General features: G+C 43.8%; 19 protein-coding genes. 14 read left to right on the top strand and 5 right to left on the bottom strand.

Going from position 1 to position 22,999, the window contains the following annotated elements:
• Positions 1-58: 58 nt before the first annotated feature.
• Complete coding sequence (locus IJI01_RS01305; RefSeq protein ID WP_292184644.1) at positions 59-1,231, bottom strand: serine hydrolase domain-containing protein; 1,173 nt, start codon at positions 1,229-1,231, stop codon at positions 59-61.
• Positions 1,232-1,393: 162 nt separating this feature from the next.
• Between IJI01_RS01305 and IJI01_RS01300 the strand changes: the two genes are divergently transcribed.
• Genes IJI01_RS01300 through IJI01_RS01285 form a run of 4 tightly spaced genes read left to right on the top strand, consistent with a single transcriptional unit; the run spans position 1,394 to position 7,872 of the window.
• Positions 1,394-2,602: an exonuclease SbcCD subunit D gene (locus IJI01_RS01300; protein ID WP_292184642.1), complete on the top strand. Its 1,209-nt coding sequence runs from the start codon at positions 1,394-1,396 to the stop codon at positions 2,600-2,602.
• Complete coding sequence (locus tag IJI01_RS01295) at positions 2,599-5,385, top strand: AAA family ATPase (RefSeq protein WP_292184640.1); 2,787 nt, start codon at positions 2,599-2,601, stop codon at positions 5,383-5,385. Before IJI01_RS01300 ends, IJI01_RS01295 begins: the two co-directional genes overlap by 4 nt.
• Positions 5,386-5,402: 17 nt before the next feature.
• Positions 5,403-6,758: an MATE family efflux transporter gene (locus IJI01_RS01290; RefSeq protein ID WP_292184637.1), complete on the top strand. Its 1,356-nt coding sequence runs from the start codon at positions 5,403-5,405 to the stop codon at positions 6,756-6,758.
• A gap of 28 nt (positions 6,759-6,786) precedes the next feature.
• Entirely contained in the window at positions 6,787-7,872 is a 1,086-nt protein-coding gene (locus tag IJI01_RS01285; RefSeq protein ID WP_292184633.1) for an FAD:protein FMN transferase, read from the top strand.
• A gap of 65 nt (positions 7,873-7,937) precedes the next feature.
• On the opposite strand, the gene IJI01_RS01280 is transcribed toward IJI01_RS01285, so the two are convergent.
• Together IJI01_RS01280 and IJI01_RS01275 are read right to left on the bottom strand one after the other, a co-directional pair.
• A complete protein-coding gene (locus IJI01_RS01280; RefSeq protein WP_292184631.1) occupies positions 7,938-9,731 on the bottom strand; it encodes an ABC transporter substrate-binding protein in 1,794 nt (597 codons plus the stop codon).
• Positions 9,728-11,143: a sensor domain-containing diguanylate cyclase gene (locus tag IJI01_RS01275; RefSeq protein ID WP_292184629.1), complete on the bottom strand. Its 1,416-nt coding sequence runs from the start codon at positions 11,141-11,143 to the stop codon at positions 9,728-9,730. Before IJI01_RS01275 ends, IJI01_RS01280 begins: the two co-directional genes overlap by 4 nt.
• Before the next feature lie 228 nt (positions 11,144-11,371).
• On the opposite strand from IJI01_RS01275, the gene IJI01_RS01270 reads away from it, so the two are divergent.
• Complete coding sequence (locus IJI01_RS01270; RefSeq protein WP_292184626.1) at positions 11,372-13,036, top strand: spermidine synthase; 1,665 nt, start codon at positions 11,372-11,374, stop codon at positions 13,034-13,036.
• Positions 13,037-13,091: 55 nt separating this feature from the next.
• Positions 13,092-14,414, top strand: coding sequence for a chloride channel protein (locus tag IJI01_RS01265; protein WP_292184624.1), 1,323 nt, complete (start codon positions 13,092-13,094; stop codon positions 14,412-14,414).
• An 85-nt stretch (positions 14,415-14,499) separates the two neighbouring features.
• Here the strand turns inward: IJI01_RS01265 and IJI01_RS01260 are convergent, their stop codons facing one another.
• On the bottom strand, positions 14,500-14,775 hold the full coding sequence (locus IJI01_RS01260) for a hypothetical protein (RefSeq protein WP_292184622.1): 276 nt from the start codon (positions 14,773-14,775) through the stop codon (positions 14,500-14,502).
• Between the two features lie 185 nt (positions 14,776-14,960).
• Between IJI01_RS01260 and IJI01_RS01255 the strand changes: the two genes are divergently transcribed.
• The gene (locus IJI01_RS01255) at positions 14,961-15,320 is read left to right on the top strand and encodes a hypothetical protein (protein WP_292184620.1); all 360 of its coding nucleotides are present in this window, start codon (positions 14,961-14,963) and stop codon (positions 15,318-15,320) included.
• A 108-nt stretch (positions 15,321-15,428) separates the two neighbouring features.
• On the opposite strand, the gene IJI01_RS01250 is transcribed toward IJI01_RS01255, so the two are convergent.
• Complete coding sequence (locus IJI01_RS01250; protein ID WP_292184619.1) at positions 15,429-15,941, bottom strand: hypothetical protein; 513 nt, start codon at positions 15,939-15,941, stop codon at positions 15,429-15,431.
• Positions 15,942-16,184: 243 nt separating this feature from the next.
• Here IJI01_RS01250 and IJI01_RS01245 point away from each other — a divergent pair, with 243 nt between their 5' ends.
• From IJI01_RS01245 to IJI01_RS01215, 7 genes are all read left to right on the top strand, one after another.
• A complete protein-coding gene (locus tag IJI01_RS01245; RefSeq protein WP_292184618.1) occupies positions 16,185-17,342 on the top strand; it encodes an ABC transporter substrate-binding protein in 1,158 nt (385 codons plus the stop codon).
• A 90-nt stretch (positions 17,343-17,432) separates the two neighbouring features.
• Complete coding sequence (locus tag IJI01_RS01240; protein ID WP_292184616.1) at positions 17,433-18,320, top strand: branched-chain amino acid ABC transporter permease; 888 nt, start codon at positions 17,433-17,435, stop codon at positions 18,318-18,320.
• Between the two features lie 22 nt (positions 18,321-18,342).
• Positions 18,343-19,404: a branched-chain amino acid ABC transporter permease gene (locus IJI01_RS01235; protein ID WP_292184613.1), complete on the top strand. Its 1,062-nt coding sequence runs from the start codon at positions 18,343-18,345 to the stop codon at positions 19,402-19,404.
• A gap of 3 nt (positions 19,405-19,407) precedes the next feature.
• Positions 19,408-20,166: an ABC transporter ATP-binding protein gene (locus tag IJI01_RS01230; protein ID WP_292184610.1), complete on the top strand. Its 759-nt coding sequence runs from the start codon at positions 19,408-19,410 to the stop codon at positions 20,164-20,166.
• A 101-nt stretch (positions 20,167-20,267) separates the two neighbouring features.
• Entirely contained in the window at positions 20,268-20,981 is a 714-nt protein-coding gene (locus tag IJI01_RS01225) for an ABC transporter ATP-binding protein (protein WP_292184608.1), read from the top strand.
• Between the two features lie 76 nt (positions 20,982-21,057).
• Positions 21,058-21,693, top strand: a complete 636-nt coding sequence (locus IJI01_RS01220; protein WP_292184606.1) for an AAA family ATPase — start codon at positions 21,058-21,060, stop codon at positions 21,691-21,693.
• 265 nt (positions 21,694-21,958) lie between these two features.
• Entirely contained in the window at positions 21,959-22,996 is a 1,038-nt protein-coding gene (locus IJI01_RS01215; RefSeq protein ID WP_292184605.1) for a 5'-3' exonuclease, read from the top strand.
• Positions 22,997-22,999 lie beyond the last annotated feature (3 nt).

Below are 22,999 nucleotides of genomic sequence, written 5' to 3'. Positions count from 1 at the left end.
TACACTGGCGAAGTTCACCGGTGTAGGCTTGTTTTGTTATCTATATAAATAGAATATCTTATGACATTACAATGTTTCTAAGTCTTCTTGTAAGATGTCCTGTGCCGTAGTCGCGCATCTGAGTCATCATAAGGAGTGTTGTTCTAGACTCTGGATCGTTCATAAAGAAAGCACCGAGCCATCCGTCCCATCCATATTCACCCTTGTTACCAATAATAAGAGCCTTAGTTGGATCAACAAGGATTCGCATAAGGTTACTGTAGGTGTGACCCTCAAGACCATACCAGTTATCAAAGGCATGCTGAGGCCCTTCCATGACAGCGCTTTCTGTCATAAAGCGAACTGTGGCAGGAGTAAGGATTTCTTTTCCATTATATGTTCCACCATTAAGGAGCATCTGTGCAAAGTGAGAGTAGTCATCAAGAGTTGAGAACAGGCCTGCTCCGCCGGACTCAAAGGCATTCCTGTTGCCATCCTTTCTGATGATAAGGTGGTCACCGTTAAGCTCCTGGAACTGTCCGTCTACTACTTCGTAAGCAAGGGCAAGGCGGTTTTTCTTTTCCTCTGGTACATAGAAACCTGTATCCTTCATCTCAAGTGGATCAAAGAGTCTTTCCTTGAGGAAGTCTCCAAATTTCTGGCCGGTTACCTTCTCAATTACTGCGCCGAGTACGTCTGCACTTGTGCCGTACTGGAACTGGGTTCCTGGGATGAACTGAAGGGGAAGTTTGCCAATTTCTTCAGCAAATTCAAGAGTTGTCAGCTGCTCTTCGTAAGGTTTTTTGAGTCTATCGATGGCATCATCAAAGAGAAGTGTAGTTGATCTTTCAGCTGGGGTGTTCATTCCTGGATATACAAGACCAGAAGTCATGTTCAGAAGATCGATGATGCGAACATTCTTGTCTGCAGGAAGCTTTTTAATCTCTCCATCGATGACGCAGCTCTGATCCTTGAAACTGTCAAAAAAGTTAGCAACAGGCTCGTTCAAATCAAAGATTCCATCCTGCATCAGTAGCATTGCTGCAGCGGCTGTGATAGGCTTGGACTGAGAATAGAGATGAACGATAGTGTCCCTGTTCATAGGGATGTCTTTTTCAATATTAGCGTGTCCGCTCTGGGCATAGTAGGCTTCTCTGCCATCCTGGATAACCAGAAGGCTCACGCCAGCTACTTCTTTATTGGCAACAGCTCTGTCCATGGCGTCTTGTATCAGTTTATTTTTATCTCGCATAGGCTTTCTCCTCATTGATCATATGAAATAAATCAGTTTCCATTTTATCACCTTTGCTGAAGTGAATAAAAGTGAATTTTCAGCTTCTTTTTTTAATTTGGAATGGCGACGCTGAAAGTGTAAAATATAAAGGTATATGAAAAAAGATTTGGGGAAAATCATATGAAACTAATTCATTTATCTGACCTTCATCTTGGTAAAAGAGTTAACGAATTTTCCATGATCGAGGATCAAAAATATATCCTGCTGCAGATCATAAATATAATAGACGAAGTTAAGCCAGATGGCATCATTATTGCAGGTGACGTCTATGATAAGTCTGTGCCAAGTGAAGATGCAGTGCGTCTATGGGATGATTTCCTGGATATGCTGGCCACAAGACACCTTCAGGTTTATGCCATAAGCGGCAACCACGATTCGGCTGTGCGTTTTGCGCAGCACTCACGAATTGTTGACGGAGCAGGAATTCACTTATCACCTGTATATGACGGGAAGCTTAGCCATTTTACTTATGCTGACGAATTCTCAGATAAGTGCGGTGACGTGAATATCTATATGCTTCCGTTTATTAAGCCTGCAAATGTGCGCGCTTTCTATCCAGAGGAAGAGATTACAGATTACACCTCTGCGGTGCAGGCTGCGCTCAAACATATTGGGGGACCGGCAGCAGATATTACAGATAGCGTAGATGGAACGATAACTACAAATGAAGCTAGAAATGGAATAGATAATTCCAAGAGAAATATTCTCATTGCCCATCAGTTTGTTACTGGTGCGGAGCGCTGCGAATCAGAGGAAATAACCATCGGCGGCCTTGATAATGTGGATGCTTCAGCTTTTGACGACTTCGACTATGTGGCTCTTGGCCATATTCACGGACCACAGTTTGTGAAAAGAGAAACCATAAGATACAGCGGAACACCGCTTAAATACTCATTTTCAGAAAAGGACCACCACAAGTCAGTTACTGTCATTACAGTAAAAGAAAAAGGTGACATCGAGATCGAGAAGCTGCCTCTGACTCCTAAGAGAGACCTTCGCCAGATCAAGGGAACCTATGAGGAACTCTCTGATAAAAAGAGCTATGAAGGTACAAATAGAGAAGACTACATCCATGCAATCCTCACTGACGAAGAGGATGTTCCAGATGCGATCAGTAAGCTCAGGATCATTTATCCAAATCTCATGAAGCTGACCTACGACAATAAGCGTACCAGAGAGAATCGCATTATCGATGGCGGCGCTGATGTTGACAGGAAGTCACCGATTGAGCTCTTTGAAGAATTCTACGAGAAGCAGAACAATCAGGGCATGTCTGATGAGCAAAAAGAACTGGTGCAGGGACTGATAGAGGGGATTTGGAATAAATGAGACCGATAAATATAACAATATCTGCCTTTGGCCCATACGCCGGGGAGATTAAACTGAATATGGACGACCTTGGGGATAAGGGATTGTACCTTATTACTGGTGATACAGGCGCGGGTAAGACCACAATCTTTGATGCTATTTGTTTTGCACTCTTTGGTGAAGCCAGCGGAGGCAGCAGGGAAGCCACAATGCTGCGTTCCAAGTATGCTGATCCCGATACACCAACCTTTGTTGAGATGTCTTTTACCCATGGTGGAAAAGAGTTTTATATTAAGCGTAACCCAGAGTATATGCGTCCAGCTAAGCGCGGTGATGGTGAGAAAAAAGAGCTTCCTAATGCGGAGCTTCGTATGCCCGATGGAAGTGTTATTACAAAGGTAAGGGACGTAAATAATGCAGTAGTTGAGCTTCTTGGGATAGATAGAACGCAGTTTTCACAGATTGCCATGCTGGCACAGGGCGATTTCCTAAAGCTCCTTCTGGCAGACACCAAGGAGCGTCAGCTGATCTTCAGAAAGCTTTTTAAGACTGAGTATTACCAAACACTCCAGGAGAAACTTGAGAGCGAGCGCAAGAAATGTTATGTTGCCTGCGAGGATGCCAAGAAGAGCGTCAAACAGTACATCTCTGGCATTCAGTGCCAGGATACTGACGTGCTCTCTATTGAGATTGACAAGGCTAAGGCTGGGGAAATGCTCACAGAGGACGTACTGGTTCTGATAGAGAAATTGATAGCTCAGGACCTGACTATACGTGACAATGCTCAGGTGCAGATTGCTTCTTTGGATAAAGAGCTGGAGACAGTTAACCAGAATATTGGTAAAGCCAGACAGCTTGAAAAAGCTCAGGATGACCTGGAAAAGGCGCAAGCTGACCTTGAAACCGAGCTTCCAAAACAGGAAGAACTCAAAGCTAAGTTTGAGCAGGCTGAAGAAAAGCTCCCAGAAAAGGACAAACATCAGAAAGCACAGGCTCAGATAGATGCCGAGCTTCCAAGATATAACGAGTATGAGAAGCTGATAAATAGTGAAGCTGAGCTTAACAAGGCAATCATGGCAGATCAGTCTGGTGCTGAGAAAGCTGCGGCTAATGCGCAAGGTCTTTTAACCAGGCAGGAGGAGCTTAAAAAGGAATTGTCAGGTATTCAGAATGCCGGAGCTGACAGAGAAAAGCTACTTGCTAAATATAAGACTTCTCAGGAAAAAGGAAACCGTCTGGCAGAGCTTGCTGGCAAGATCAAAACACTCAAGGAAGATGAAAAGAGCCTTGAAAAAGCAAGGGCTCAGTACATCGAGCTTGATAAGGAGTATCAGGAAAAGAGTGCTTGTTATGAGCATCTGTTCAAGGCGTATAGAGATGGACAGGCGGGAGTGCTTGCAGGAACTCTTGAAGAGGGCAAGCCATGCCCTGTGTGCGGATCTTTGACACATCCAAGTCCTGCCACTTTGGAGGGGGAAGTTCCAACTGATGCAGAGCTTAAGACTTCCAAGAAAGATGCAGACACTGCAAGGGATGCTGTGGAGAAGGCCAGCAGAAAATGCGGCGAACTAGGCAGTTCTTTTGACGCCAACAAGAAAAATGTGGCCGGAGAGCTTGTGACGGTATCCGGAAGTAATGTGCAGGATACGGATTCAATAAAGATCGAATCTATGGAAAATCTTGTCTCAGATTGCATCAGCAAAGTCAGAGAACTGATGATGGACACCAGATCCAAACTGGACGAGGCAGATAAGCTTCTTAATAGAAAGGAATCCATAGAAAAAGAACTCCCAGATATTGAGAAGCAGCTGGAAGAAGCCAGGAGCAACGAGTCTTCCTTCAAAGAAAAGCTGGCAGCAGATAAGTCTGCCCTTGAAGCTGTTAAGAAACAGAGCGAAGAACTCAAAAAGAGCTTTAAGTTTGAGAGTAAGAAGGCGGCAGAGGAAAAGATTTCTGAGCTCAAGAAACTGGCAGAAGCTATTCAGAGAGACTTCGATAATGCAGATAAAGAGTTAAAGGCCCATTCCGAGAAGATAAATCTTTTAAAGGGCCAGATCAAGGGACTTCAGGAGACTATAGATAAATCTGAAAAGGCTGACCTGGAAAAAGAGCTTGGAAGAAAAGAAGAGCTTGAGACTACAAGAGCCGAGCAGAACAGCTTATTTAACAGTGCGAACCTCAGGATTGAAGCTAATGAATCAGCCAGAACCGGAATAGATACAAAGTGTAGCGAACTTTCCGGAGCAGAGAAGCGCCTTACAATGGTTGCAGCTCTTTCTGACACAGCAAGTGGTAAGCTTTCAGGCAAAGAAAAGATCATGCTGGAGACCTACATTCAGACCACATACTTTGACAGGATTATTGCAAGAGCGAACCTTAGATTTATGAAGATGTCTGATGCCCAGTATGAGCTCAAGCGCCTTGAGGAAGCGGCTAATAACCGTTGTCAGAGTGGACTTGACCTTGGTGTAATCGACCACTACAATGGAAGCCAGCGAAGCGTCAAGACACTTTCAGGAGGAGAATCCTTTATGGCAGCACTTTCACTGGCACTGGGACTATCCGACGAGATCCAGTCTTCAGCTGGTGGAATCCAGATTGACACAATGTTTGTGGATGAAGGCTTTGGAACTCTGGATTCTGATTCGCTGGAGCTTGCTTACAACGCACTTGCAGGTCTGACTGAGGGCAATCGCCTTGTTGGAATCATCTCACACGTGACAGAGCTCAAGGATAAGATCGACAAGCAGATCGTCGTAACCAAGGAAAAGAGCGGCGGAAGTAAGGCGCAGATAATCATATAGAAACACGAGGAATTGTAATGGCAACAAATAACAGAAAAGAATATATGACACAGACTCCAGTGCCCAAGCTGATCTTGACACTGTCAGTCCCAACCATCATCAGTATGATGGTCACAGCAATTTATAATACAGCGGATACATTTTTTGTTGCCAGAGTTTCAGATATTGATGCGGTCAACACCTCAGCTACAGCGGCTGTAGGACTTGTTTTTACAGTTATGGCACTTGTGCAGGCTATGGGTTTTTTCTGTGGACATGGCTCAGGCAACTACTTATCGAGAATGCTCGGTGCCGATAACCACAAGGAAGCTAATGAGATGGCTTCAACCGGCTTTGCGCTGGCTATTATCCTGGGAATTGTAATTGCAATTGTGGGTAATATCTTTGTGAATCCAATTGCAGCATTTCTCGGAAGGGGAGCTACCGATCTGACAATTGAGTTTACCAAGAGCTACATGAGGATCATTCTCATTGGTGCGCCTTTTATGATGGCTCAGTTTGTTATCAATAATCAGCTCAGGTTCCAGGGAGCAGCTTACTACGCCATGATTGGCCTCATGTGCGGTGCGGTTATGAATATGATTCTTGATCCGCTCCTCATTATGGGCTTTCACATGGGAGTAAGAGGCGCTGCTATTGCTACAGTAATGGGACAGATGACAAGCTTTATCGTTCTCCTGATTGGTACCAGCAAGGGCGAGAACATCAAGATGTCTGTATCAAATGTGCATCTGAATTGGCATTATATTTATGAGATCATTAACGGCGGAGCACCATCTCTTTTCCGTCAGGGACTGGCAGCAATTTCTACGCTGGTTCTCAACTATACAGCGGGCAGTATCGGCTCTGATGCTGCGATTGCAGGCATGAGTGTTGCAGGTAAGGTCCTGATGATGATGGCATCTGCACTTATTGGATTTGGTCAGGGTTATCAGCCGGTATGCTCATTTAACTATGGAGCAGGGCTTACAAACAGGGTAAAAGAGGGCTTCAAGTTCTGCGTTAAGTACTCAACAATAGTACTTATCGGCATAGGAACGGTGGCATTTATCTTTGCACCAAACATCATCGCAGCTTTTTCCAAGGATCCGGCAGCAGTTCAGGTTGGTGTTGCAGCTCTCAGATTCCAGTGCTGTACCCTTCCACTTTCCGGCGCGATTGTTATCAGCAACATGATGCTTCAGTCAATTGGTAAGGGCGTTAAGGCTTCTATAACTGCTTCTGCCAGAAACGGAATATGCTTTATCCCTATGATTCTGATACTTCCAGTATTCCTGGGAATTACAGGTGTTGAGATGGCTCAGGCCTGCGCAGATGTACTTGCTATGTTCGTGGCAGTGCCTATGGCTTATAGCGAACTAAAGAAATTCTGATATTAGAATAGTTAGCAAGATGATTTTTATGATGAGTGAGAATTGGAAAAAGAAAAATAGAAGAATAAAGGGCGGTATTTCTGTGCTTCTTATGTCTGCAATACTCTGTGGTTGCAGCGTTTCTAAGACCATGCAGACATCCACTCTTTTTGCCATGGACACTGTAATGGAGTTGCAGATCATGGGAGATGAGGAGCTCCTTCGTGAGGGGGAGAACAAGATCCGAACTCTGGAAAAAGAGCTTTCGGTAACTGATGACGACAGCGAGATTGCGCAGCTAAATGCCAGCGGAAAGCAGGAATTATCAGAGGACGTTGCAAACCTTATGAATGAAGCACTTGGTATCTGTGACAGCACAGGCGGGGCACTGGATATAACGATATATCCGGTTCTGAAAGGCTGGGGCTTTACCACCAGTGAGTACAGGGTTCCAACAGATGGCGAGATTACTGAGCTTCTTGAAAATGTGGACTATCACAAGGTAGAGCTTGGCGGTTCCTGCATAATCCCAAAGGGCACTGAGGTTGACCTTGGAAGTGTAGCTAAGGGCTATACTGCGAGAATGCTGTATGAATACTTCACAGAAAAAGGTGTGACAAGCGGACTTATCAATCTTGGGGGAAATGTCCAGTGCATAGGCAGTAAGCCAAATGGCGATGCATGGAACGTGGCAGTTAAGAGCCCATTTAAGGATAGCGCCAGCGGAATCCTTGGAGTTATCAAGGCTAGTGATGAAGCGGTGGTAACCTCCGGTGGATACGAGAGATACTTTGAGGAAGACGGTAAGACCTACTGGCATATCATTGATCCTGCTACAGGAAAGCCAGCAGAGAACGGACTGATATCAGTTACCATAATTGGAAAAGATGGACTTCTCTGCGATGGCCTGTCTACAGCTCTTTTTGTAAAGGGCCTTGATGGGGCAGTTGAGTATTATCACGAGTATGGTAAGGCGAGTGATAACGAAGACACTAATATCGACACAAATTCAGAGAACTCCTTCGACATGATCCTTGTTACAGACAGCGAAGAAGTTTATGTCACCAAGGGAGTTGCAGACAGATTCTCTTTAGCATCCGAATACTATAATCTGAATGTTCATGTAATAAATTGAGGCCGGTATTGCTATACCGACCTCTTTTCATATCACTGATTCAAGTTACATTTATCCAATTCACATCAGTTTTCAAAGAATCCCACCATCCATTGCATATATGCCTCATAGTACTCATCCATATTCATGGACTTTTCGTGAAGCTGCAAATATTTGTACCTTTTGTTAGCGTGACCATAGTGGGAGAATTCGCCCTCAAATTCGTTGAGCTTGCACATTTCGTAGCCATCACCGTTTAGTATCGAGAAAGGAATGATGATGGCGTGGCTGATCAGGAGCTTTTCAGCCTTGGCAAAAGCAGAATATCTGCGGGAGGTAGCGGTTGTAATGGCAGCAGCTCTTTCCACAAGAATATTCCATTCCTCGTTAAGATCCTGAATCTCAGGATCTTCGCACTTATCCCAGAAAATGTAATTGCTGTCATCTACAAAAGGCTTGGTAAAGGTCTGAGGATCGTAGTAGGCGCCACTCACGCTGCATTTTGTGAGGGCATACTTGCCGCTGTGAATTACAGACATGTCAAATCCGGTTGAAGTTCCGGCTTCCACGATAACATCCACAAAGTTTCTGCCAAGAGCAGCTTCGATCTGTACGGCAATCTTGTCTGCCTCTTTTCCCCAGCCCTCGATAGAAGGATCATAAGGCATGAGAATCTTGATCGGGAACTTAACTCCGGCTTCTCGTAGCTCTTTTCTTGCCATCTTCCGGTAGTAACTCTGCATTGCAAGATTGTAGCTGTCTCTGGTGGAAATCTGCTCAAGCTCAGGAAGGTATGCATAGTTCTGACCATTTACATAAAGAGCGCCCGAAGGAGTCACAGTGTTGCACAGCAGCATCTGCGGATAGTTAGGCTCATATATTGATAAAAGAGAAACTCTGTCAATCGCGTACATGATGGCCAGACGGAAGTTTTCGTTGGCCACAGCTTTGGCCCAGTTCTCAGGTTCATACTTGGGGTCAAAACGCGGATAGAAATTGAAAGCATAGAAGCAGGATGCCGTATTATCGGGCCTTGTTCTGTGTACATGCTCGGAAATCTCAGGATCTTCAAGGTAAGCAGTGAGCTTGTCTGAAGGAACGATAGCTCTGTCTACGGTACCTTTCAGGTATCTCTCTGTAGAAATTGCAGTGGCATCGTAATCGAAATAATTCTCTATTCTGTCGATGTAGACATGCTCTTTATCCCAGTAAGATGGGTTCTTGACCAGAATCTGCTGCTCAAAGGGTTGGAAATAGTTCAGGATATAAGCGCCGTTATATAGAAGATGCTTGTAATCCTTGGCAAACATGCTGCCTGTCTTTTCCAGATAACTCCTACATACCGGAAGGAAGCATGCATAAGATAAGAGGCTGGTAAAAAATGGGCATGGCTCATTGAGAGTGTAGATCAGGGTTCTGGCGTTTTTGGCTTCTACACTGGCTATTGAAATCTCTTTATTAATGGCAGACTGAGCATATTCGTAGGCGCAAACCCAGTCGTCCGCAGTAACATCTGCGTAATAATCGCCGTTATAATCTACCCAGCTGATGCCGTCACGCAGGTGGAAGGTCCATTTTGTCATATCATTGTTGGTATCCCAGCTGGATGCCAGACCAGTGACGATATTGCCGTGGTCATCGTAATCAACAAGATAATCGATAACATTTACGCTGATAACAGAATCTACGCTGGATTCAGAGACCAGGTAGTTCAGATTCACAACCTCGGAGGAGTACAGAGTTCTGTATACAACAGCATCTTCGGCAACAGAGCTCTCGATGTTATGATTTTCAATGTCAGGTAAAGTGTAGCTACAGCCCGAAACAAACAGAAGGAGAGCTAAGGTGCATGCAGTTATAAGGCGATTATGCTTTCTCATCCTCGCATCTCCTTTCCGATAGATTCATAGTATTTGCGCTTGTTCTCGTACATCTCTTCCTCAGCGGTCTTAATGACAGTAAGGAGCTTTTTGTCAGGAGTAGCCATAGCAAGGCCGTGAGCTACGTGGTAGCCGTTATCCTCGATAGCCTGCACTACCTTGGCAAGGTCCTTGCGCACGAGACTTTCATCGCGCTCGTATCTAAAAGAAACGAACTCATCGCCGCCGATTCTGTAGGTGTTATTTTCGCCGAATTCTTCTACGATCAGCTTGGCAACAGTTTTGAGCATGTTGTCACCAGCCAGGTGGCCCTGAGTGTTGTTCAGCTCATGAAGTCCGTTGACATCAAAATAGATGCAGGCAAGGCCATCTGTGCCCTGCTGCAGATGTGAGCAGAAATATTCGTATCGGTTTCTGTTCTGGAGACCTGTCAGAGCATCCATATTTGCTCTTCGCTCGATACCAACGAGAGAACCCGTTGTGATGTGGATAATGTACAGGAAGTAGATTACAAGTCCGATCGCTGTCAAGAACAAGTACACGTACAAGTAGGTGTGAACTGGTCGAACAGCTGCGTAAACGTCCCTCTCAGGAACACTTACTATTATTTCCCACTTGGCGATGTTCATAGGAAGGAAGCAGTAGTAACGGTCTTTGCCGGTAACAGAGTCTTTTCCGATGGCATAGCCTCTTTCGCCATTTCTTATAGCCTCGGTAAAAGAGCTGTCGGTGCTGATGGAGTTTATTTGAACATCTGCTTCTTCAATTGTTTTAAGTTCTCTGCCATTTCCATCAATTATGAAGACTCCGGTTTCTCTTTCAACGACAGAAACAGCAGCATTGCCATCGTAGATATTAGGAACCCAGGAACTTAAGATATCAGTGGGTAATACAGTACCGTAAATAAACGCGATTGTTTCACCTCTTCGGCGGATAGGCGCAAAGATTCTCAGGGTGTTGACTTCCGGAGTATCCAGATCACGCTGAAGAGTGGAAATGTGCTCACCTTTTTCTTTTAGACTATCAAAATCAAGAACTCCAGTGGCGTCAAGGTCACTACCTGAAATACGGATAACCTTGTTTTCCGGAGTAAGGATCGCGATATCAGAAATAGTAGATGTAACCTGTCCTGTGGTCATATATGAATTGGTCTTGAGGGAATGAAGAGAATCGTTGGAACTTGAGATAATACGCGCAGTCAGACGGAGCATATTTCTGCTCGCACGAAATTCACCCTCGATGGCTTCGATGGTTTCTTCGGTAGACGTCTTAAGTTCCAGATAGCTTCGTTGCCTTGTATAGCTTCTGATGTAGATGACATAGAATAAAGAGCCTATGACAGCTGCAATGATGAGAACTATGGTGGCTATGAGGCTTCGTGTCCTAAATCTTTCCTGGGCTTTGTTCCACATATTATTAGTCCAAATCAGAACGCAAAGGTACACAGTTACACAGATAAATTGTAGCATTTAAAGGTGTTTTATTTATTAAAACAAACGAAAATAAATATAATAATATTCGTAAATAAGCGCTATGACCTAAATGTGAAAAAATAATAGATAGTGCGCAATTTATATCGGCTGTGATATACTCATAATGTTCGTATTATTCGATAAAACTGGGAGAAATTTATAACAGGTATGGAAAAGAAAGCGATTCTTAATAACAAGTTATTTTTGTACATGACGGAGTTCTTTGCTGGAATGTCTGTAATGGCGGTAGAGCTTGGTGCAAGCAGGCTCTTAGCTCCATATTTCAGTTCATCACAGATCGTGTGGACAATCATCATCGGAACAATCATGATAGCCATGGCACTTGGCAATATCTACGGTGGCAGAAAGGCCGACAAAGATCCTGATCCAGGTAAGCTTTATGGCAGAATTATCGTTGCAGCTCTGTGGATTGCAGCTATTCCCGTTCTGGGCAAGTATATAATCCTTGGAATCTCAGCGGTGCTCATATTCGCAGTTAACAGTAATTTCCTGGTAATTGCAGCTTTTGCAGCATGCATGATAGTTTTCGTATTTCCGCTGTTCCTTCTTGGAACTGTTACACCAAGCCTTGCCAAGTACACCACAGATTCCCTTGAGGACAACGGCAAGATCATCGGAACCCTTGGCGCTTTCAATACAATCGGCAGCATCATCGGAACCTTTATGCCTACCTTTGTGACTATTCCAGCAGTTGGTACAGCAATCACCTTCCTTATCTTCGCTGGAATCCTGTTAGCTCTCTCAATCCTATATTTCGTGAGCCCAGGCTCCAAGAAGAATGTCACAGCCAAAATTATTTCCAGTGTCCTTATCTTTGCACTCTGCTGCGTATTCGGTCACAGCGGAAGCTTCGCTTTCTGGGAAAAAGACCTTACTTTCGAGGGTGAGTCTGTTTATAACTACCTTCAGGTAAAAGAGACTCCAAACAGCGTTATTCTCTCAACAAACGTACTCTTCGGAGTTCAGTCAATTCTTATAAAAGATGGATCACTGACTGGAATGTATTATGACTACGCCCTTGCTGCTCCCTACATGGCTAATGCCAAGATTAGGCAGCAGGTTGGGGACGATAATCTCGAGGTTCTAATCCTTGGAATGGGCTCAGGAACCTATGCCACGCAGCTTGACAGATATTTTGATAACGTGAACGTTGAGGGCGTCGAGATTGACGACAAGATCACCGACCTTGCTCACAAGTACTTTGAACTTCCGGAAACTACCAAGGTTACAACCTATGATGGCAGAGCTTTCCTTAACGCTGTAGATAAGAAGTACGACGTAATCATGGTTGATGCCTATCAGGACATCACAATTCCTTTCCAGATGTCTTCTCAGGAATTCTTTACTTTGGTAAAAGAGCACCTGACAGAACAGGGCGTTATGGTAGTAAACATGAACATGTACAGCGAGGATGCAGGCTTTGATATGGCAAAAGACAGCCAGAATTCATCTGACGCTACCATTAATACCTACCTTGCTGACACTATTTCTTCAGTATTTGATCAGGTAATGATTGTTGACGTTGTGGGCTCAACCAACAAGGAACTCTTTGCAACAAACGGAGATGACCTTGTTACAAGACTTGGCAACGACATTTATTTTGAGAAAAATTCAGATCTCAAGGCTATGATGGAACATGTGGAAAAGACAATCATTCCTTATAGCAGTACAGGACATCTTTTGACAGATGACAAAGCTCCAGTTGAGCTTCTTGGAATGAAGCAGATTGATCTTATCATCAAGGATGAGGTTGATGTTTATAAGAGAATTTACGAGGACAAAGGAATTAAGGGACTTCTTGAATTGTTATAAATAAAGGATGTACTATAATATTATCTTAGTTTGTCAGGTTTATGAGGATGATATTATGGAAAAAAGAGAAAACCCAATAGAGTACATCGTCGAGCATATGCCAGAGCTGGATTTGCTGGGACGAATCAGAGTATTAGGAAGATGGCTGTTTTTTGGATGCCTTACAGGACTTATTGTAGGCGTTATAGGAACAGCCTTTTACTATGCAATTGTCTGGGCTACAGCTTTTAGAACCGCCCATGACTACATTATTTTGGTGCTGCCCTTTGCAGGTCTTTTCATCGTCTTTTTGTATAGACTTTGCAAGGACTATGAGGACAAGGGAACAAACCTTGTTATCAAGTCTATTCAGGAGGGCGACAACCTTCCCATCACCAAAGCGCCGCTTATATTTATCTCAACTGCAATAACACACCTCTTTGGTGGTTCTACAGGACGTGAGAGTGCTGCTCTTCAGATGGGAGGAAGCCTTGGCTATAACCTCGGAAGGCTTTTTAAGTTAAAAGAGGGAAATATCAAGATCATCACTATGTGTGGCATGAGTGCAGCTTTTTCAGCACTCTTCGGAACTCCAATGACAGCGGCTTTCATGGCAATGGAAATAGAAAATGTAGGCGTCATGTACTATTCAGCCCTTGTGCCTTGCGTTATCTCTGCTCTTACAGCGCAGGGAATTGCAAGAATTCTTGGCGTATCAGCAGAAGTTTTTACCGTAGCAGTAGTTCCAGCCTTTGACCTGTACAACGCAGTGTTTACAGGAATCCTCGGAATCCTCTGCGCAGTAGTCAGCGTTTTCTTTTGCCAGAGTCTTAAGTTCGCTGGTAGAAACTACAAAAAGTTCCTGCCTAATCCTTATGTGAGAGTATTCGTCGGTGGTTGCATCGTTGTGGCCCTTACATATCTCATGGGGGTTAGAATTGACAGCACTGGATTCCACTACATACCTGGCATTCGATACTACAACGGCGCAGGTATGGACGTGATTGAAATGGCAATCAAGGGAGAAGCGCCTCATCTGGCCTTCCTTCTCAAGATCATTTTCACTGCATTTACTCTTGGCGCAGGCTATAAGGGTGGTGAGATTGTTCCATCTCTTTACATTGGAGCTACCTTCGGATGCCTTTATTCACAGATATTCGGCTTTGATCCAGCTCTTTGCGCAGCTATCGGAATGGGAGCGCTTTTCTGCGGCGTTACAAACTGCCCGATTTCATCCCTTCTCATCTGCTTTGAGCTCTTTGGCTTCAAGGGAATGCCTTACTATCTCCTGGCAGTAGCCCTCAGCTACACCTTCTCAGGTTACTCCAGCCTCTACAGCAGCCAGAAGATAGCCTACTCCAAGTTCCACAATAAATACGTCAACCGCGAGACTAAATAAGCGCGCAAAAAGCCATCGAGACTGTGGTCCCGATGGCTTTTTAGAGCCCGTAAACTATTTACATAGATTATATTCGATATGAAATTTAATAAGCGTCCACTGAACGGAATTCATCGAACTGCGGATCTTCTACGAAAGCCTTAATAAGGTTAAGAGGTGTGAGGCCAATTGCCTCGTGATGAATCTGTTGTCTGATCACCATCTTCTCATAGGAAGAGAGCTCATGATACTCAGGATGGCTCTTTTCATATTTCTCATTAAGCTGATCAAATAAGTTGTACTCCGGATCGCCCCACGCGAATACTTCTGCTGTCTTCAAATTTGGTTTGAACGGAGAATACTGCAGTTGGCTGTTGCCCATCTGTCGTTGCTCCTTTCTAGATGCAAAATGAAGTTACTCTTTATTATAATATCATAAATTTTAACAAATTTTAATAAAATATCGCAAAATCTTTATGCAGAATTCCGAAGGGGATAATTGCATATAAAGGGCCCTTAGAATAGTATGTAGATAGGAAAATGTGGTGTTGATTGTAAAGGAGATTTATGGGAATTTCTATAGGAGCAATCGGAAGTTCATATGGTATGAGCTTTGTCCAGCCCATGAATTATACTATTAAGAATCAGTCAGAGGTTTCGGACGAGTTTGTAAACCACGGAGCTAAAGGGTTAGTTCCAAATGTTACACCTGTTGGATACCCTAATGCTCAGGCCGTATCAGATACAAAGGATGATGAAGATGATCCGATGCAGATGGCAATTGATATGGTCAAAAAATCCCAGGAAGCTAACCGCATGTATAATGATGTGGCTCAAAAGTTCCAGGGAATGACAGTCGGATACTCACAGAGCCAGGATGCTATGAGCTATGGCGTATCTGGAGCAAATCTCGATCTGTTTGCTTAAGTCAAAGGTAGGAATGCACATAGAAAAAGAAGCGGCACAACACGATTCTTCGGGTTGGTGCCGCTTCTTTTTGCAAAAGGAAATATGTATGAACTTGGATCATACGCGTTATTTAGTAAGGCCCCTCAGAAGCTGAGCTTCATGGATCTTCTCATTAACATCAACAAGGAACTGATGATTCTGAGGATCTGTTATAAACTCCAGAAAATCTCTGGCTTCCTTTAATGTAAGCTTCTGAATCTCTACAAGATATGAGAGAATCTCGTCCTGTGTCTTGCCTTCCGTGATAAATTTATCCACGATATCAAACAAAACCATAAACCTGCGCATTTTAACTTTTGTTTTGATGTGGTGGAGTTCGACAAAGATCGCAGCAAGAACAAAGAACGCTCCAAAAGAAAGCAGGAAAAGGAGAACACCCAAAAACAGCCTTCCGCCGTTCAGGTTAAGCAATCCTGCAAAAAGAGAAAAAACAGCTACCAAAGAAAATGAAGTAATCAGAATACCTAGTCTTAGCTTATTACGAGTATTGCTACTAATAGCCATAAGACGTACAGTAATTCCAAATACCAAATAGAAAACTGCCGCAAAGGCAATTCCCAAATAAGATAATTGAAGCATATTCAATTCCCCCTCTATGTATTAATTCTAACAATGTTAATGTACGAATGCAATCTGCTAAATTGTAGAAAATAATTAATCAATATATTGTTTATTGAATATATCCATATTTCTGTTGACTTTTACACTACAATGCTTTAATCTTTAAAAGTATAAGATTGTATACAAATATACATTTCTTAATTTCGTATGTTTTTTCACTACGTTTTTTATCCAAAATAATTTAACGAGGAGGAACTGGTTATGAAGAAGTTCAGTAAAGTAGTAAGTTTAGCAATGGCTTCAATGATGGCAGTATCAATGCTGGCTGGTTGTGGAGCACAGGGAAGTGGAAGTAACACTTTCAAGATTGGTGCTATCGGACCTCTTACAGGTGGCGCAGCTGCTTATGGTCTTGCAGTATGTAACGCTGCAGAGCTTGCTGTTGAGGAGATCAACGCTGCTGGTGGTATCAACGGATATCAGATCGAGTATAAGAAGGAAGACGACGAGCTCAATGCAGAGAAGTCAGTAAACGCATACAATACACTTAAGGACTGGGGAATGCAGGTTCTTGTTGGTTCTACAACAAGTGCATGTTCAATCGCAGTTTCTGAGAATACTAAGGCAGACAACATGTTCCAGCTCACACCTTCAGGATCAGCTGAGGACTGTGTTAAGTATGACAACGCATTCAGAGTATGTTTCTCAGATCCTAACCAGGGTATTGCTTCTGCTCAGTACATTTCAGATAACAATCTGGCTACTAAGGTAGGTATCATCTACGATAGCTCAGATGTATATTCAAGCGGTATTTACCAGAAGTTCACAGAGGAAGCAGCAGGCAAGAACTTCGAGATCGTTTCTGCTGAGGCTTTCACACAGGACAACAACACAGATTTCTCTGTACAGCTTCAGAAGGCTAAGGATGCAGGCGCTGACCTTGTATTCCTTCCTATCTACTACAAGGATGCTTCACTTATCCTTACACAGGCTAACACAATGGGATACGCTCCTACATTCTTTGGTGTAGATGGTCTCGACGGAATCCTTACAGTTGAGAACTTTGATGTATCTCTTGCAGAGGGCGTTATGCTTCTAACACCTTTCGCAGCTGATGCCAAGGATGATCTTACAGTTAATTTCGTAGCTAAGTATCAGGAGAAGTACGGTGAGATTCCTAACCAGTTCGCAGCAGATGCTTACGATGCAGTTTACATCATCAAGAAGGCTATGGAAGCTAAGAACGTAACACCTGACATGAGCGTTTCAGATATCTGCGAAGCTCTTAAGGGCGCTATGACAGAGATCGAGGCTTCAGGTCTTACATCTGCCAAGATGACATGGGCAGCAAACGGTGAGCCTAACAAGGAGCCTAAGGCTGTAGTTATCAAGAACGGAGCTTATGTATCTGCTCAGTAAAACTCGTTTTATAGTATAATAATATCAATCTTTCAGCGAGGGACGCTGTCAAAGGTGTCCCTCGTTTTATATTTCTCAGGAGGCAATAGAATGAGTAGTTTCCTTACATATCTCATAAGTGGACTTAGCTTGGGGAGCATATATGCGATTATAGCCCTTGGATATACCATGGTTTATGGTATTGCCAAGATGCTTAATTTTGCTCACGGCGATTTTATCATGGTGGGCTGCTATATTATCTTTACCGTAAGCGGAGCACTAAGTGGTAATTCCATAGTGGGTATTCTGGTAGCTATCGTTCTGTGTACGCTCCTTGGAATCACAACTGAATTTGTGGCCTACAGACCACTTCGAGGCGCAGCTTCTCCACTTGCTGTTCTTATTACAGCTATCGGCGTCAGCTATTTCCTTGAGAACTTAGCACTTCTTATCTTTGGCGCTGACATCAAGTCTTTTACCTCAGTTATTAAGTGGGAAGGCCTTACATTTGCTGGCGGAGATCTTCGTATTCAGGGCGTTACGATCGTAACCATCGCCATCAGTGTCATAGTGCTCATCGTTTTGCAGCTCTTTATAAAGAAAACCCGTCAGGGCCAGGCTATGCTGGCTGTTGCGGAGGATAAAGGAGCAGCAGCTCTTATGGGCATCAACGTCAATAAGACCATTATGCTGACCTTTGCCATTGGTTCAGCTCTTGCGGCCATTGCCGGCGCACTTCTTTGTTCTGCTTATCCATCTCTTTCACCATATACAGGTGCTATGCCTGGTATCAAGGCCTTCGTAGCAGCGGTTCTGGGAGGAATCGGATCAATTCCAGGAGCTATGATCGGCGGACTTGTACTTGGAATAGTAGAGATTCTCAGTAAGACATATATTTCATCCCAGCTTTCTGATGCAATCGTATTTGGAATTCTGGTCGTTGTACTTCTCGTTAAGCCTACAGGTATTCTGGGCAAGAAGATTCAGGAAAAAGTCTGATGATGGCAGGAGAAAAGAGATTATGAAATTGACTATGAATAAGAAGACAAAAGACAATCTTATAACATATGGCATCGTAGTAGTGGCCTTCGCTGTTTTCCAGCTTCTGGCTGTTACGGGTAATCTTTCAAGCCACATGAAGGGACTACTTGTTCCAATGACCTATTACGCAGTTATCGCTGTTGCCCTTAACCTTTGTGTAGGAATCCTGGGCGAGCTCAGTATCGGACACTGCGGATTCATGTGTATCGGAGCCTTCACAAGTGCATTTTTCTCCAAGGTTACAGAGGAATCACTTCCTACAGCCCCAAGATTTATCCTGGCTTTTGTGATCGGAATTGCATTTGCAGCTCTTTTCGGATTCCTCATTGGTATCCCTGTACTGAGGCTTAAAGGCGACTATCTTGCAATCGTAACACTGGCCTTTGGTGAAATTATCAAAAACGTAATCAATGCATTTTACATTGGTGTAGATAGTAAGGGCGTTCATTTCTCGCTTAAAAATGCCATGGAGCTTGGCATGGAGCCTGACGGACAGCTCATTGTAAACGGAGCTATGGGAATTACAGGAACTCCTCACAATTCAAGCTTTACAGTGGGAATCATAGTTCTTTTACTGGCTCTGTTTGTGGTTCAGAACCTGGTTAACTCCAGAGATGGCCGTGCGATCATGGCTGTCAGAGACAACTACATCGCAGCAGAAGCTACAGGAATCAATGTGACTAGATACAAGATGATGGCCTTCATTATTTCCGCAGCGATTGCAGGGGCAGCAGGGGTTCTCTTTTCCCATAACATTACAACACTTACAGCAAGCTCACAGTACTTTGGCTACAACGCATCCATCATGATCCTGGTATATGTAGTTCTTGGTGGAATCGGAAATATCAGAGGAAGCGTTATCGCAGCCTGCATCCTGTACCTGCTTCCAGAGCTCCTTAGAGGCTTTAACACCTACAGAATGCTGATCTACTCAATCGTCCTCATTGTGATGATGATCTACAGCTGGTCACCCAAGGTTCTGGAGTGGAGAAAGAGAACACTTGGAAACATCAATTTCCCATGGAAGAAGCAGAGGGCATAAACTATGGCATTACTCGAAGTTAACAATTTGTGTATATCCTTCGGCGGACTTAGAGCCGTTGATGATTTTAATTTAAGTATTGAAAAGGGTGAGCTCTACGGCCTCATCGGACCAAATGGTGCGGGTAAGACCACAGTCTTTAACCTCCTAACCGGCGTATACAAGCCTAACGAGGGCATTATCCGTCTGGAGGGACAAGACATAACCAGAAAGTCCACCATTGAGATCAACCACGCTGGAATCGCCAGAACCTTTCAGAACATCAGACTTTTCAAGAACATGTCTGTTATGGATAACGTCAAGGTTGGCCTTAATGAGCGCTTTAAGTACAGCACTCTCGAGGGCATCCTTCATCTTGGTAAGTACAGCAAGGTGGAAAAAGAGATGGATGCAGAAGCTGAGAAGCTCCTCAAGGTCTTTGATCTTGATAAGGAAAAAGACATCCTGGCTTCAAATCTTCCTTATGGTAAGCAGCGTAAGCTTGAGATAGCAAGAGCTATGGCTACAAATCCTAAGCTACTTCTCCTTGATGAGCCGGCAGCAGGCATGAATCCTAACGAGACAAAAGAGCTCATGGATACGATAGCACTTGTAAGAAGAGAATTTGATATGACAATTCTCCTTATTGAGCACGACATGAAGCTTGTTTCCGGAATCTGCGAAAAGCTTACAGTTCTTAACTTTGGACGAGTTCTCTGTCAGGGCGAGACCAAAGCAGTACTCAGTGACCCTGAGGTAATCAAGGCATACCTTGGTGAGTAGAGCACTTGCCGAGGTTTTTTCGAGGCTAGTGCGAACCATGGGTGAACACTTAGCGAGGTTATTTCGAGCTTAGTGAGAATCCCAGAATAGAGAGGTAATAAATGAGTGCATTACTTGAAGTAAAAGATTTAAGTGTATATTACGGCGTGATCCAGGCCCTCAAAGGGATTTCTTTTCACGTAGATAAGGGAGAAGTAGTGGCGCTTATCGGAGCTAATGGCGCTGGCAAGACCACAACACTTCATACATTATCCGGTCTTATAGATGCTGATAAGGGCGATATTCTCTATAAAGGAGAGAATCTGACTAAGATTCCTAATCACAAGATCGTAAGTCTTGGAATGGCTCAGGTTCCTGAGGGAAGACGAGTTTTTGCGGAGATGACTGTTCTGCAGAACCTCAAGATGGGCGCCTACACCAGAAAAGACAAGGCAGAGATAAACGAGACTCTGGAGATGATCTACAAGAGATTCCCAAGACTTGAAGAGAGAAAAACTCAGCTTGCCGGAACTCTCAGTGGTGGTGAGCAGCAGATGCTGGCCATGGGAAGAGCTCTTATGTCACATCCTGACATTATCCTTATGGATGAGCCATCTATGGGTCTTTCACCAATCTTTGTTAATGAGATTTTCAAGATCATTCAGGACGTCAATAAGGACGGAGTTACAGTTCTCCTCGTTGAGCAGAATGCCAAGAAGGCCCTTTCAATTGCCAACAGAGCCTATGTTCTTGAGACAGGATCTATTGTAAAAGAGGGACCGGCCAGCGAACTTCTAAATGACGAATCAATCAAGAAAGCATATCTTGGAGAGTAGAGCACTTGATGAGGTAGTTTCGAATCTAGTGCGAACCTTGGGTGAACACTTAGCGAGGTATTTACGAGGAGGAAATATGAAGAAGATCACAATCACAATAGCACGTCAGTATGGAAGTGGTGGTAGAACAGTAGGAATCAAGCTCGCAGATGAGCTTGGAATTCATTATTACGACAAGGAGCTCACCAAGCTTGCATCAGAAGATAGCGGAATAAGCGAGAGCCTTTTCCTTGACGCAGATGAACGTTTCTGGAAAAAAGGGTTCCTCAGAACTCCTATAAATGTGTATAAGTCAGAGATTATTGGACCGGATAGTCCAGAGTATACATCACCTGATAATCTCTTTAACCTGCAGGCAAAGTGTATCAAGAGACTTGCTGAGACAGAGCCCTGCGTAATCGTGGGAAGGTGCGCTGATTTCGTCCTCAAGGACTACGACAATGTCCTTAGCGTATTCGTTCATGCACCTCATGATTTCCTCATGGAACAGGCTGCCAAGGTTCAGCCTCTTAAGGGAAAAGAGCTTGAGAAGTTCTGTGCCAAGGAAGATAAGTTCCGCGCAGATTATTACAAGCATCACACAGGTCAGGAATGGACAGATGCCATGAACTATGATCTCTGCCTTGACAGTAGTAAGCTCGGCTTCGATAAATGCGTGGAAGCGATCAAGGCCCACGCCAGAGTAAGATTCGGAGAAGATGTATTCGACTAAAAGATAACAACGCAAAAGAAAACCTCAGCATTGGCAAGATGCTGAGGTTTTTAGGTAGGAGATTTTTATGACTATTGTATGTCATATGTAAATAACGCCTTGGCTTGACGTCTTTTAACACGTTAGCATTAGCTAACAAAATCATATTAGCATAGGCTAACAAATTGCGCAAGCCCTTTTTCAAAAATAGTTACAAAATTTGAGATTTACGATATAATTAAGATTGGCGTGTGCCACAATTTAATAGCACTAACAGGTGAATATCATGGCAAATGAGAAATTTATTTTAATAGACGGAAGCTCCATGCTGGTGACCAACTACTATGGCAATCTTCCCAAGGCTCTTTTATTTGAAAAAGATCCTGAGAAAAAAGAGAAGCTTTATTCCCAGATTCTTCATAATGACAAAGGACAGTACACAAATGCAATGTATGGCATGATGCGTACCATTCTCAAGATCATAGCAGAGCAGAAGCCTACACATATGATGTTTGCCTTTGATATGACAAGGGATACCTTCAGAAGAGAGAAGTTTCCTGATTATAAGGGCAACAGAGGCGAGACACCTCAGCCACTTAAGGAGCAGTTCGAGAATATGGAGAACCTCCTTCAGGAAATGGGCTTCCAGGTTTTCTACGATAGCAAGTTTGAGGCTGATGACATCGTAGGAAGCGTTGTTACCAAGTATGAAAAAGAGATTCCTTCCTATATTATTACCAAGGATCACGATTATCTCCAGCTTGTAAGTGACTACACAAGAGTCTGGCTCATTCAGACCAAGCAGGAAACAGCTGATGAACTTCAGAATAAATATGGCGCTGAATATGGCTGGAACAGCAAGCTTGCAGCAATTCCAGACAAGGCCTTTGAAGTTACACCACCGCTGTGCCTGTCTGAATATGGCGTAAGGCCTGAGCAGATTCCTGACCTTAAGGGTATTCAGGGCGATACAAGTGATAACATCCCAGGCGTTAAGGGTGTCAGCAGCGCTGCGATTCCACTTCTTGCTGAGTATGGAACTGTTGAGGGCATCTATGCTGCCATCGACGAATGCGGAGAGGATGCCAAGGCGGTCAAGGCTCTCGGCGCTCACTGGAAAGAAGATCTCGGCATTTCCAGAAGCCCTATGAAGGCGCTTACTGAGTACAGAGACATGGCATTTTTGTCCAAAGAACTGGCTCAGATCAGAAGGGATTATGATACAGGCAAGAGCCTTGAGGATTTCAGGATCAATATAGACAAAGAGAAGGCGAAAGATCTTTTCATGGAATATGGATTCAAATCCCTTATTGAGAAATTATAATTA

The sequence above is a fragment of the Butyrivibrio sp. genome, assembly GCF_017433805.1.
GTDB lineage: Bacteria > Bacillota > Clostridia > Lachnospirales > Lachnospiraceae > Butyrivibrio.
This window is presented reverse-complemented; position numbering and strand designations above follow the sequence as displayed.